The sequence below is a fragment of the Azospirillum sp. ST 5-10 genome (assembly GCF_051225715.1).
Taxonomy (GTDB): domain Bacteria; phylum Pseudomonadota; class Alphaproteobacteria; order Azospirillales; family Azospirillaceae; genus Azospirillum.
The window spans coordinates 20932-33663 of the sequence record NZ_JBPJSP010000025.1 but is presented as its reverse complement, the minus strand read 5'-3'; the positions used below and the strand labels follow the sequence as shown (position 1 = coordinate 33663).

Annotated in this window: 11 protein-coding genes; 2 read left to right on the top strand and 9 right to left on the bottom strand. The window is 73.3% G+C overall.

Annotated features, from left to right (window positions below; translation table 11 throughout):
* Positions 1–83: 83 nt before the first annotated feature.
* From ACSBPG_RS23175 to ACSBPG_RS23135, 9 genes are all read right to left on the bottom strand, one after another.
* Positions 84–866, bottom strand: coding sequence for an ATP-binding cassette domain-containing protein (locus ACSBPG_RS23175; RefSeq protein ID WP_435539593.1), 783 nt, complete (start codon positions 864–866; stop codon positions 84–86).
* Positions 863–3304: a TonB-dependent siderophore receptor gene (locus ACSBPG_RS23170; protein WP_435539592.1), complete on the bottom strand. Its 2442-nt coding sequence runs from the start codon at positions 3302–3304 to the stop codon at positions 863–865. The genes ACSBPG_RS23175 and ACSBPG_RS23170 overlap by 4 nt, the downstream gene beginning before the upstream one ends.
* Before the next feature lie 91 nt (positions 3305–3395).
* Positions 3396–4109: a siderophore-iron reductase FhuF gene (gene fhuF, locus ACSBPG_RS23165; RefSeq protein WP_435539591.1), complete on the bottom strand. Its 714-nt coding sequence runs from the start codon at positions 4107–4109 to the stop codon at positions 3396–3398.
* Positions 4110–4129: 20 nt separating this feature from the next.
* The gene (fhuB, locus tag ACSBPG_RS23160) at positions 4130–6124 is read right to left on the bottom strand and encodes a Fe(3+)-hydroxamate ABC transporter permease FhuB (RefSeq protein ID WP_435539590.1); all 1995 of its coding nucleotides are present in this window, start codon (positions 6122–6124) and stop codon (positions 4130–4132) included.
* The gene (locus ACSBPG_RS23155; protein ID WP_435539589.1) at positions 6117–6932 is read right to left on the bottom strand and encodes an ABC transporter substrate-binding protein; all 816 of its coding nucleotides are present in this window, start codon (positions 6930–6932) and stop codon (positions 6117–6119) included. The genes fhuB and ACSBPG_RS23155 overlap by 8 nt, the downstream gene beginning before the upstream one ends.
* A gap of 188 nt (positions 6933–7120) precedes the next feature.
* Entirely contained in the window at positions 7121–8812 is a 1692-nt protein-coding gene (locus tag ACSBPG_RS23150) for a cyclic peptide export ABC transporter (RefSeq protein WP_435539588.1), read from the bottom strand.
* A gap of 89 nt (positions 8813–8901) precedes the next feature.
* A complete protein-coding gene (locus ACSBPG_RS23145) occupies positions 8902–9900 on the bottom strand; it encodes a FecR family protein (RefSeq protein WP_435539587.1) in 999 nt (332 codons plus the stop codon).
* A gap of 171 nt (positions 9901–10071) precedes the next feature.
* Positions 10072–10809 carry a 4'-phosphopantetheinyl transferase family protein gene (locus ACSBPG_RS23140; RefSeq protein ID WP_435539586.1) on the bottom strand — a complete coding sequence of 246 codons (738 nt, stop codon included), beginning with the start codon at positions 10807–10809 and terminating at the stop codon, positions 10072–10074.
* An 8-nt stretch (positions 10810–10817) separates the two neighbouring features.
* Entirely contained in the window at positions 10818–11351 is a 534-nt protein-coding gene (locus tag ACSBPG_RS23135; RefSeq protein ID WP_435539585.1) for an RNA polymerase factor sigma-70, read from the bottom strand.
* Positions 11352–11756: 405 nt separating this feature from the next.
* Between ACSBPG_RS23135 and ACSBPG_RS23130 the strand changes: the two genes are divergently transcribed.
* Together ACSBPG_RS23130 and ACSBPG_RS23125 are read left to right on the top strand one after the other, a co-directional pair.
* Positions 11757–11984 (top strand): MbtH family protein, encoded by a 228-nt coding sequence (locus ACSBPG_RS23130; RefSeq protein WP_435539584.1) that lies wholly within the window; start codon positions 11757–11759, stop codon positions 11982–11984.
* Positions 11981–12697 (top strand): thioesterase II family protein, encoded by a 717-nt coding sequence (locus ACSBPG_RS23125; protein ID WP_435539583.1) that lies wholly within the window; start codon positions 11981–11983, stop codon positions 12695–12697. The genes ACSBPG_RS23130 and ACSBPG_RS23125 overlap by 4 nt, the downstream gene beginning before the upstream one ends.
* The last annotated feature ends 35 nt before the right edge of the window (positions 12698–12732 follow it).

Sequence of the window (12732 nt, the reverse complement as noted above, 5' to 3'; positions counted from 1 at the left end):
GCGGCTCGCGGTTCCGGCCAGTATGCGGCAGGTCGGCGCGGCGGCGATTGATCCAGGTTAGGTTCCCCCGCCGCCGCCGGCGCCTAAAGGGCGAAGCTCACCGCGTGGCCGCCCTGCGGGCTGCGCAGCACGCCCATGTCCAGGCCGTAGATCCGCTTCAGCGTCTCCGGCCGCATGATCTCCGCCGGCGTGCCGTGGGCCGCCAGCCGGCCGCAGCGCAGCGCGAGGATCGCGTCGCAGTACCGCGCCGCCATGTTGACGTCGTGCAGGATGACCAGCACCGACAGGCCGTGCCGGCGGCTGAGGTCGCGGACCAGCGAGAGCACCTCGACCTGGTGGGCGATGTCGAGGGCCGACGTCGGCTCGTCGAGCAGCAGGCAGTCGCCGTCCTGCGCCAGCATCATCGCCAGCCAGGCGCGCTGCCGCTCGCCGCCGGACAGGCTGTCGACCATGCGGCCGGCGAGCGGGCCGAGGCCCGTCCGGGCGATCGCCTCGGCGACGGCGGCGCGATCGGCGTCGGCGAACCGGCCCAGCGCGCCGTGCCAGGGGAAGCGGCCGAGCGCCACCAGCTCGCGCACCGTCATGCCGTCGGTCGGCGGCGTGAACTGGGGCATGTAGGCCACCCGGCGGGCGAAGTCGCGGCCGGCGTAGCCGTCCACCGGGCGTCCCAGGAAGCGGACGCGGCCGCCGTCGGCCGGAAGCTGGCGGGCGAGCAGCTTCAGGAGCGTGCTCTTGCCCGATCCGTTCGGGCCGATGAGGCCGTAGACCCGGCCGGCCGCCAGCTCCAGGCGGAGCGGGTGGAGCACCGTCCGTGCGCCGATGCGCACCTCGGCGTCCTCCAGCGCGAACAGCGGCCCCGTCGTCACCAGCGGTAGACCAGCGAGCCGATCACCGTCCGCGACACGCCGGGCTGGCAGTCGAAGCGGCTGTAGCAGACCTGGTAGTCCTTGTCGAAGATGTTGTGCACGTTGAGCGCCACCCGGGCGCCGTCCAGACGCTGGTCGACCTGGCCCAGGTCGTAGCGGAGCGCCGCGTCGAACAGGGTGTAGGCGTCGTTCTTGCGGCGCTCGGGGCTGGCCGTCGTCGCGTCCCAGGCGTAGGTGCTGGACACGTAGCGCACGCCGCCGCCGACGCTCAGCCCGTTCACCAGCGAGGCCGGCAGAGCGTAGTCGAGCCACAGGGACGCCATGTGCTTCGGCGTCTGGGCCGGCACGTCGCCCTCGCTGCCGCTGTTGGATTCCGTCACCTCGGCGTCGAGGAAGGTGTAGGCCGCCTGCAGCTTCAGGCCGTCGGCGATCTCCGCCGTCGCCTCCAGCTCCAGGCCGCGGGAGCGGACCTCGCCGGTCTGCACGCTGAAGCCGACGTTGTCGGGGTCGGTCGTGGTGACGTTCTGCTTGGTCAGGTCGAACAGGGCGGCGGTGAAGAAGCCGCGGAAGCCGGTGGGCTGGTACTTGACGCCCACCTCGTACTGCTGGCCGGTGGTCGGCTCGAAGGGATCGCCGTTGATGTCGCTGCCGCCGGTGGGCAGGAAGGACTCCGTGTAGCTGAGGTAGGGCGCCAGGCCGTTGTCGAACAGGTAGGTCAGCCCGGCCCGGTAGGACATGGCGTCGTCTTCCTGCGCCTGCTCGCCGCCGGACAGCAGGTCTTCCAGCGTCGTCCGCGACCAGTCCTTGCGCGCGCCCAGCGTGAGCACCCAGCGCTGGTCGATCTTGATTTGGTCCTGCAGGTAGAGCCCGCGGTTGTAGGTCGTGGCGCGCGTCGTCTGGAACGCTTCCGGGACCGGGATGTACTGGTCGTAGTCGGGGGCCCAGAGGTCGAGCGACGGCGCGGCGCCGAAGGAGAAGGAGTACTTGTCCTCCAGGCGCTGGAAGTCGAAGCCGACGAGGACGGTGTGCTCGGTGATGCCCCAGGTCAGGGTCTTCTGCAGGCGGCTGTCGATGGTGAAGTCCTCGCGCCGTTCCTTGAAGCCGAAACCGTAGCGGTCGACGATGTGCCCGTCGGTGGGCGGCGTGTCGACGCTGTTGACCTGGCCCAGCGTCACGTAGTCGTAGTTCAGGTAGCTCATCCGCAGGTTCTGCTGGAACAGCAGGCTGTCGTCGAAGCGGTGCTCGAAGGCGTAGCCGAACGAATAGTCCTCGTAATCGTTGTAGACGCCGCGGTCCTGGTCGAGGCGGATGTCGGTGACGTCGTAGCCCGGCGCCGTGTGGGGGACGATCTGGTCGGCGTCCTCCTTGAGGCGGCTGGCCAGCAGGGTCAGGCTGGTGTCGGGCGTGACGTTCCAGGTGAACGCCGGGGCGATGAAGCTGCGGTCGTCGGCGATGTCCTCGCCGAACTCCCAGTCGACGGCGCCCTCGGCGTCGCGGCCCATGCCGACCAGCCGGTAGAGGAACCTGCCCTCCTCGTCGACGGCGCCGCCGACATCGAACGCCAGCTGCTTCCAGTCGTGCGTCCCGTACTCCACCTCGATCTCACGGATCGAGTCGGCCCGCGGCCGCTTGCTGACGCGGTTGATCAGGCCGCCGGCATCGGCCTGGCCGAACAGCACGGAGGTGGGGCCGCGCAGCACCTCGATCCGCTCGTAGGCGAACGGCTCGTAGCGGTAGTTGACCGGGCTGACCAGGCTGTCGACATAGCTGCCGCCGGACGACGTCGCGAAGCCGCGGATGCGGTAGAAGTTGTTGGACTGGTTGAGGGCCGAGCCGAAGGGCTGGGCGAAGATGCCGGGCGTGTAGAGCAGCGCCTCGGACTCGACCTGGACGTTCCGGTCCTGGAGCTGTTCCGGCGTGATCACCGAGATCGCCTGCGGCACCTCGATCAGCGGCGTGTCGGTCTTGGTGCCGGTGGCCGTCTGCCGCGCGACGTAGCCGTCCACCGGGCCGGTGGCGCTCTCGGCCTGGCCGCCGACGCGCACCGGCGGCAGCACGGTCACGTCGCCGCCGGTCTGCGGGCGCGTCAGCACGACGCTGTTGCCGTCGATCTCGTAGGTGAAGCCGGTGCCGGTCAGCAGCCGGTCCAGCGCCTGGCCGACGCTCAAGTCGCCGCGCACGGCGGGCGACCGCACGCCCTGCACCTGGCTCTGGTTGAAGAGGACCTGCACGTTGGCCTGCCGGCCCAGCGCCACCAGGGCGTCGGCCAGCGGCTGCGCGGCGATGTCCAGCTCGGCCGCCCGGACGGCCTGGGGCACCGCCGCGAGGGACAGGCCGAGGCTTCCGGCGATCATGGCGCGCCGCCAGGATCCGCGGTCCGCCAGGGCGGCCCGCGACGTGGCGACGCAAAGCGCCGCGCGGATGGACATCGTCTTCATCGTTCGGTCATCTCCAAGGGGGGACTCACCGACACAGACGAACGAGTGCGATCGATCACAAAGGGATTGCGCCGAATTTTCAGGGCCTGTGTCATTTTCGGTCCGCCGCCGGCGCCGGACAGCCCCGGCAGTAGCCGTAGCCGGGCAGCCGGTAGGTGAGGCAGCACACGCGCGGCTGCGGCGCCCCGCCGTCGGGGAAGCGGACGCCGCCGAACAGCGGGTTGCGCTCCCCGTCGGGCCAGTGGCGGCAGCCGAACAGGCCCTCGCGCAGGCGCGCGCCGGCCTCCGGCCCGCCGGCGCGGTGGCACGCGGCCTCGACGACTCCGGCGATCCGGATGGCCGCGTTGCCCCACAGGAGCCGCGGCGAGACCCCGGTGCGGCCGGCGAAGGCGGTGACGAAGGGGGCGAGGTGGCCGCGGATCAGCGGCGCCAGGCGGGCCGCCGGTTCGGCCGGCGACGGGGCGGGGCGGCAGGCCGGCAGGTGGAGCGTGCCGGGCGCCCCCTCGGCGAGGGTGACGCGGACGTCGTCGAAGCCGAGCGGCCGGTCCGCCCCGTGCAGCAGCGCGGTGCCGGCCGCGGGGGGGATCAGCAGGCCGAGATACCACTGCGACCACATGGAGAGGACGGCCCGCCGGTCGGCCCCGTCGTAGCGGCGGGCGAAGCGCTCCAGCACCGCATCGAGCCGGTCCCCGTCGAACAGGGCGCGGATGGGCAGCGCGTCGGCGTCGCCGACGCCGACCGGCAGGACGTGGCCGCGCAGATGGGCGAAGGGGCCGCTGAGGACGGCGGCGAACTCGTCGGTCATGCCGGCTGCTCCCGCCCCGCTCATCGCCGCATCAGCCACATCAGGTAGGGGCCGCCGATGAAGGTGGCGAACAGGCCGGCCGGGATCTCCCAGGGGAAGATCGCCATGCGGCCGGCCCAGTCGGCGCCGACCATGATGGCGCCGCCGAGCAGCGCCGAGCCGATCATGGCCGGGGCCGGCGCGCGCAGGCCGAGCAGGCGCGCCATGTGCGGCGCCATCAGGCCGACGAAGCTGAGCGGCCCGACCGTCAGGGTCGCCGCCGCGGTCAGCACCGACGCCAGCAGCAGCAGCACCAGGCGGCTGGCTCCCAGGTCGAGACCGAGGGCGCGGCCCACCGCGTCGCCCAGCGGCAGGATGCGCAGCCAGCGCAGGGCCGGCAGCGCCAGGACCATCGGCACCAGCGCGCCGGCCAGCGCCGTCGCCGCCTGCGCCTCCGTCACCCGGTAGGTCGAGCCGGCCATCCAGCTCAGCAGCAGGCCGAGCCGGGGATCGCCGCTGGCCATGATGAAGGTGGTGACGGCGACGAGGAAGGTGCCGAGCGCGATGCCGGCCAGCAGCAGGCGTTCCGGCGCGAAGGCATCGCGGCGGCCGAGCCACAGGATCGCCGCCGTGGTCGCGCCGGCGCCGGCGGTCGCCGCACCCAGCATGGCGGCGGTGCCGAAGGCCGGGACGACGGCGATCAGCAGCACGACGCCGAGCGCCGCGCCGGAGCTGACCCCCAGCACCTCCGGGCTGGCGAGGCCGTTGCCGGTCATCCGCTGCAGCAGGAGGCCGGCGACGGCGAGGGCGGCGCCGGCGCCCAGCGCCGCCGCCACCCGGGGGGCGCGCCAGGGCAGCAGAGCCTCCAGGGCGCCGCCGCCCGCCCAGTGCCATCCCGTCGTGTCGCGGCCGAGCGCCAGGGCTGTCCACAGCAGCAGGCCGAGCAGGACGGCGCCGCCGGCGAGCCAGCGCCCGGGGCGGGCGAGCCGTGCCGGCGGCCGGGCCGGTGCCGGCCGCAGGGCGCCCGAGCGGACGAGGCGCAGCAGCACCAGCAGCAGCGGCGCCCCCAGCACGGCGGTGGCGACGCCGGTGGGGATGTCCGGGCCGAACCGCCCCGCCGTCTGCACCGCCTGGTCGGCCAGCCACAGCAGCACCGCCCCCAGCAGGGTCGACCACAGCAGCCGCTCCCCCGGCCGGCGGGCCCCGGTCAGGCGCGCCAGGGTCGGCGCCGCCAGGCCGACGAAGCCGATCACCCCGACCGTGGCGACGACGACGGCGCTGAGCGCCGTCGCCACGGCGAGGCCGGCCAGCCGGGCGGTCGAGAGGCCGAGGCCGAGGCTGCGGGCGGAGTCGTCGTCGAGCGCCAGCAGCGCCAGCGGCCGCGCCATCAGGGCGGCCGCGACCGCGCCGGAGGCGACCCGCGGCGCCAGATAGGCGGCATCGTGCCAGCCGTTCTGGACCAGCGAGCCGCTCTGCCAGATGAACAGCTCGCCCATCCGCTCGTGGTGGAAGAGGACGAGCACGGCGCCGACGCTGCTGGCGTAGAGGCCGACGATCATGCCGGCGAGCACCAGCGACAGCGGCGTCATGCCGCGTCCCGCTGCGAGCGCCAGCACCAGCGCGGTGGCCGCGACGGCGCCCGACAGGGCGACCCATTCCCGCCCGCCGTCGAGCAGCCAGGGCGCGTAGAGGAGCGCTGCGCCCAGCGCGAGGTGGGCGCCGGCCGACACGCCGAGCGTGGTCGGCTCCGCCAGCGGGTTGCGCAGCACCGCCTGGTAGAGCGCCCCGGCGAGGCCGAGGGCGCCGCCGGCCAGCAGGGCGACGGCGACGCGGGGCAGGGCGGCGTGGTGGAAGCGCAACTGCCGGAAGTCGCCGGCGTCGGGCGCCCACAGCGCCTCGCGCCACAGCGGCGGCGGCAGGGCGTCGGCCAGCCCGAGCAGCGTCAGGGCGAGCGCCGCCGCCGCCAGCCCGGCGGCCAGCCACGGCAGCGGCCGGGCGGCGAGGACCGGCATCGCGCGGGCCACGGCGTCAGTCATCGCCCGCCCATGCGGACGCCGCGGGGCGCAATGTCGCTTCGGCCAGCAGGTCCGCCAGCCGGCTGGCGGTGGCCAGACCGCCCCAGACGAACACCGCCGGGATCGCCGTGACGCGGCCGGCCCGCACCATGGGCAGCGCCCGCCACAGCGAGCTGCGCTGCATCCGGCGCAGCGCGCGCCGTCCGTCGGCGCCATCGCCGAGGCAGATCAGCCGGGCCTGCGGGTCGCCGAGCCGCTCCAGGCCGGTGGAGATCCAGCCATAGGCTTCCACCGGCGCCGTCCAGGCGTTGCGCAGGCCGACGCCGGTCAGGGCGTCGTGCAGGATGTTGCCGGGGCCGTAGACGTCGACCAGCCGGCCGCCGCCGCGGATGTCGGCGAGGTAGACCGGCCGGTGCGCCTGCCCCGCCAGGGCGTCGCGGGCCCGCGCGAAGCGGGCCCGGCAGCGGGCGATGGCGTCCTCCGCCGCGTCCGCCCGGCCGAGCCAGCCGGCGACCGTCCGCCAGGTGCGCTCGGCGGCAGCGAGGCGGTCGATCCCCGCGGCCTCGGGCACCACCCGGGTCGGCGCGATCCGCCCCAGAAGCGCCGCGTTCACCGTCTGCTCCGGCGGCAGGAGGATGAGGTCGGGAGCGAGGCGTTGCAGCAGTTCGAGGTTCGGCTCCCACACCGCGCCGAGGTCGACCACGCCGTCGGGCAGCGCCGGCTCCGGCAGGCGGTCGCGGTAGGTCGCCGTCTCGCTGATCGCCGTCGGCACGACGCCGATCGTCAGCAGCAGCTCGGCCAAGTGCCAGCTCGTGGTGACGATCCGCATCGCCGCCGCCGCCGCGGCCGGCCGCGGCGCCAGCGCCAACCACGCGGCCGCGCCCAGCAGGCGGCGGCGGCCGATGCGCGTTCCCGGCGGCGTTGCCTGGTCTGCGCCGCCTCTGCCCCCACCCTCCCCTGCACAGCGGGGGAGGGCCGGGTCGGGGGCAGAACGTGGCACTCCGGACGGCATCCCGCTCAGGCCTCGGCGCCGCCGGCCAGCCGGACGTTGGCCGGGCGCTCCGGCCGGCCAACGTCGGCCAGGCGGCCGGCGTCGAGCCGGACGACCCGGTCGGCGACGTGGAAGTAGCGGTCGTCGTGGGAGATGACGACGATCGTCTTGCCCAGCCGTTTCAGGTCCTGGAGGATCTCGGTGTAGAAGATGCGGCGGAAGGTCGGGTCCTGGTCGGCGGCCCACTCGTCGAACACCAGGACGGGCCGGTGTTCGAGCCAGGCCTGGATCAGGGCGAGGCGCTTGCGCTGGCCGGTCGACAGGTCGGTGGTGGAGAAGTGCCCGTCGGCGACGCTGACCTTGTGGGCGATCTCCAGCCGTTCCAGGTAGCGCGCCGCCTCCGCCGGCAGGTCGCCGCCGGCGCGCCCGAGGTCCTCGAACAGGAAGTAGTCGGCGAACACGGTGGTGAAGAGCTGGCGGTAGTCGTCGCGCGTGGCGTCGCTCACCGGTTCGCCGTTCCACAGCAGCCGCCCGGACTGCGGCTTGTAGAGGCCGAGCAGGAGCTTGATCAGGGTGGTCTTGCCGCTGCCGTTGTCGCCGACGATGAACAGCAGCTCGCCCGCGGCGAGGCGCAGGTCGACGGGGCCGAGGACGAAGGGCTCGCCGGTCTCCGGCGGCGGGAAGGCGTAGCGCGCCCCCTCCAGGGCGATGCTCCGCATCTCCGGCCGCGGCCGTCCCTCGTCGCTGAGGACGAGGTCCGGCTCGGGGGTGGAGAATTCGGCCGACAGCTCGGCGATGCGCTGGAAGGCGACCTGCGCCCGGCCGACGACGGGCAGGGTGGCGACCAGCAGCTCCAGCGGCCCCTTCATGTAGAGCAGGACCAGGACGAAGCCGCTGAGCGTCGCGGTGTCGGCGCTCGGCCACAGGGACTGGAAGCCCAGGGCGACGCCGATGACGATGAAGAAGAGGGTGGAGCCCAGCGTCTTGGCGACGACGTACAAATTGATCGAGCGGATCTGGACGTCGCGGATGCGCTCGGCCGTCCCCTGGAGCTTGTGGACGAACACGCTTTCGCGCCGCGGCCGGTTGATGCGCAGCTCCTTCGCCCCTTCGGCGAGCGCCCGGTAGTTCTTCTGCATCTCGTCTTCGAGCTCGCGGGCGGCGGCGAACCCCTTCAGGCCGCGGCTCTGGGCGACGTACTGGATGATGGAGCCGATGACAACCGCCAGCGCGGTGGCGAGGAACATCGTCCAGGACAGGGCGGCGAGATAGACGAGGCAGCCCAGCGTGATGGTCAGGGCGACCGCCAGCGGTGCGAAGCAGAAGGCGAAGTCGCTGATCACGTCGACGTCGTGGGTCAGCACCGGGATGAGCCGGTGGGTGCGGTAGCGCTCCAGCCGGTCGACGGGGGCCATCAGGATCTTGCGGCCGAGGTCCTCGCGCAGGCGGGCGATGACGTGCTGGCCCACGTAGTTGGTGCCCATGTCGGACAGGATCGAGCCGGCGAGCGCCACCACGCAGAAGCCGGCGAAGGCCAGCAGGAGGGACGGCGACGTCCCCCCCGCCTCCTGCAGGCCGGCGTTGATGGTGGCGAGCAGCGCGGTGACGCTGGCGCCGCCCACCATGCCGAGCACGGTGGCGGCGAGGAGGACGTGCCAGTGGGGGCGCAGGAGCTTGGTGAGTTCGGCGAAGGTGTGGTGCGATCGCGACCGGGCCATCGTGTCGTCGTCTGTCCGCGGGAAAGCCATATGGGCAAGGACGAACGGGCCGACGGAATCTTTAGGGGGCGGCGGGCGTTTTTTCGGGCCTACCGGCTGTACAGGACGGTCTCGCCGTCGCGGCGGACCGTGCGCACCGGCAGGACCTTGCCCAGGGAATCCGGCAGCCTGCCGAGCTGGGCGATGTCGTAGATGCCGCCAATCCGCATCGCCGCCACCCGGGCGTCGCCGATGCGCACGGGGCGGTCGAGATAGTGGTTGATCATCGGCAGGGCGCGTTCGAGGGGCAGGTCGTTGAGGACCAGCTTGCCGTCGCGCCACGCCACGGCGGCGTCGGTGTCGACCGCGGCGACGCTCGGCTCCGCCTCGCCGCGGCGCAGGCGCGCCTGCATGCCCGGCGACAGGGGGCGGGCGGCGCCGTCGCCGCCCTCGACCGTCACCGCGCCCTCCAGCAGGGTGACGACGAGCTGCTGCGGGTCGGACCACACGTCGAAGCGGGTCCCCGTCACCGTCACCGTGCCGTCGCCGGCGTGGACGGCGAACGGGCGCTCGCGGTCGTGCGACACCTCGAAATAGGCCTCGCCGTCGCTCAGCCGGACGCTGCGGCGGTCGCGGAAATCGGCGTAGAGCAGGGCGGTGCGGAGGTTCACCTCGACCGCGCTCCCGTCGGGCAGGGTGACGGTGCGCACCGTGTCGGCCCGGCCGTAGTAGGCGATCCGGCTGGGCAGCAGGCCGACGCCCCATCCCCCGGCCCACCCCAGGCCGATGGCGAGCGCCGCCAGGCCGGCGGCGGCGGCCATGCGCCGCCATTCCCGGCGCCGGCCGGCGGGGCGGGCGGCAAGCGTGCCGCCGGGCGGGGGCGGCATGGCGCGGCGCGGCGGCGCGCTGCGCGCCGGGATGCGGTCGGCGATGGCCCAGATCTCTTCGATGGCCGCGTATTCCCGGGCATGCTCCGGTGCCGCCGCGCGCCAGCGCCGGAACGCCGCGCGCTCGTCGTCGCTGCACTCCGGCGCATGCAGGCGCATGAACCAGTCGGCGGCCTCGCGGCTCAGACGGTCGTCGCTGGATTCGGCGGAACGTTCGGACATGCGCTGGACACTCGGCGGAAACGGACCTCGGCCGGCGCGTCCCCATGGCGGGGAGCCGTCGGCCCGGTCGGCAGGATAGGTCGTGAAAGGTGAAGGTTCACCTTACGACCCGGTGCGGCCATCGGCCGGAGAAAACCATACCGCAATCCGGGTTGTGACAAAACGGCGGCATCATGGCCGCGGTTCCATGGCCGGGACGGCGACCAGGCTGTGGACGCGGTCCGGCCCGACGGCGAAATGCGCCTCGACGCAGCGCCCGGCCGGCCAGTCCGGGGAGAGCGGTCGGCACAGCCGGAGCCGCGCCGTTCCCGTGGCGGTGCACGCCTCGATCTCGGCCGCGTCGCAGTAGAACATGCGCCGGCACAGCGGAAACAGCGCCTTGAACAGGCTTTCCTTCAGCGACAGGGCGAGCGTCACGGCGGCGCCGGCCGATCCGGTCACCGCCTCCAGCCGCGCGATCTCGGCCGGGCCGGCGATCGCATCCTGCAAGGGGCGGGCGTCCGCGTCCGCAACCCGGTCCTCGACGTCGACGCCGAGACCGGCCCAGCGGCCGAGCGACCCCACCACCGCCACGGCCCGGTCCCGGCCGTGGGAGATCGAGCCGCAGCATCCCGGCGGCCACACCGGGGCGCGGTCGGCGCCGATGGGCGGACAGCCGCCGCGCCCGGTGAGGCCGCGCAACGCCCGGTCGGCGCACAGGCGCCCGGCGAGGAAGGCGGCCTGCCGCTTGGCCACGGCGCGGACGACCGGCGCCGGCATTTCCCAGCCGCACCGCCGGAAGGCGTCCGCCTCGTACAGCCCGGCGTCGAAGGCGAGGGCGGCGAAGTGGCCGCCGGGCAGCGCCACGGCGAACGGCCAGCCGTCGGCGCAGGGGGTGCAGCAGGCGGGCAGCGCCGGCGGCTGGGTCATCGCCGTTCCTATTCCGCGGCGTGCTTGTCCTGCAGCGTCTTGCGGCAATGGACCAGGGCGTCGCGGATCATGAAGTTGACGAGGGTCGGGGACACCCCCAGGCTGTCGGCGATGTCCTTCTGGCTGAAGCCGTGGATGCGGTGCATCTCGAAGGCGTAGCGGGTGCGCTCCGGCAGTTCCGCCAGGGCCGAGTCGAGCGTCTTCAGGGTCTCGCGGTCGCGGCTGATGCTCTCGGGGGAAGCGGCTTCCGGGGAGACGACGGAATGCCCCTCCTCCTCGCTGGTCATCAGGTGGAGTTCCATCAGTTTGCGCCGGTAGTGGTCGATCGCCAGGTTGCGGACCACCTTCATCAGGTAGCCGCTCTGCGACCGGATCGAGTTGGAGAGCGGCATGCTGATGAGCTTCACGAACGCGTCGTGGACGATGTCCTCGGCATGGCTCCGGGATCCGGTGATGCGCTCCGCGACGCTGATGTACGACTGCCGGTGAGTCGCGAATATCAGGGCGAGGGGATGCTCGTCGGCGGTGCCTGGCTGGGTCATGGCGGCAGCTACCTCGTGTCAATCGCTGGGGCGTCAACCACTGGTGATGGGAGCGCCGGTCATTGGGGCGCCGATCACGGGGGCCTCGGTGACCGGGATGTCGATGACCGGGGGCGACGATCCGTGCGCAGGACGATAGTGCAAACGATTCTCATTTTCAACGCCCTATAAGCGGGAGAATGTCCCTCCTGTACGTCGGTGGAAGCGCGGTCCGGACGCCGCCGGCAGGGCGCCGGCCGTGTCGTCGCCGGACAATTTGAACCAATTGCGTGTCCGACGCCGTACCGCCGCCCGGCACCGGCGACGGCGCGGGGCTAATGATTTCCCGACCTCGTTCGTCCTTGTGGTTGGAACGGCATGACGCGCCCCGGCGGCGTCCCGCATCCGCCAATGCAGAGGTCCATCATGGCTTTCGATCGTGAAGACACCGTGTTCAAAGTCGTGGTCAACGACGAGGAGCAGTACTCGATCTGGCCCGACTACAAGGCCATCCCGGCGGGCTGGCGCGAGGTGGGAAAGAGCGGGCTGAAGAAGGACTGCCTGGAATACATCGAGCAGGTGTGGACCGACATGCGTCCGCTGAGCCTGCGGCGGCACATGGACGGGCAATCGGACGGGCAGTCGGCGACGTGAGCCTGCGCCTGTTCTGCCTGCCCCACTCGGGGGCGAGCGCCATGGTCTACGGGCGCTGGCGCCCGGCGCTGCGCGGCCACGTCGACGTCCGGCCGGTCGAGATCCCGGGGCGGGGCCGGCGCTTCGCCGAGGCGTTCGCCGACGACATCGGCGAACTCGCCGGGCGGCTGGCGCAGGAGATCCGCGGCGATCTCGGGCCGCGCCACGCCCTGTTCGGCCACAGCCTGGGCGCCCTGATCGCCTTCGAGATGGCGCATGCCCTGCGCGCGCTGGGGGCGCCGGAGCCCGCCGCCCTGATCGTCTCGGGCACCGAGGCGCCGTCGCGGCGCGACGACGCGCGCTACGCCGGCCTGACGAGCGACGCCGCGCTGAAGGAGCGCCTGCGCAGCCTCGACGGGACCCCGGACGAGGTGCTGGCCAACGAGGAGCTGATGCGTCTGACCCTTCCCGTGCTGCGGGCGGACTTCGCCATGTGCGCGCGCTACCGGCACCGGCCGCGCCCGCCGCTGGACTGCCCGATCCTCGTCCTCGGCGGGCGGGACGACGAGCCGACGCCGGACCAGCTCGGCGCTTGGCGCCAGGAAGGGGCGGGGGGCTTCTCCATGACGCTGTTCGACGGCGGCCACTTCTTCCTGCGCGACCGCGAGGCGGACGTGCTGCGGCTGATCGGCGCCGCGCTGCGGCCCGAGGCGGCCGCCGCGGCCGCGCTCTAAAGGCACGGCGGCCGCCGCGGCCGCCCTCTGAGGGC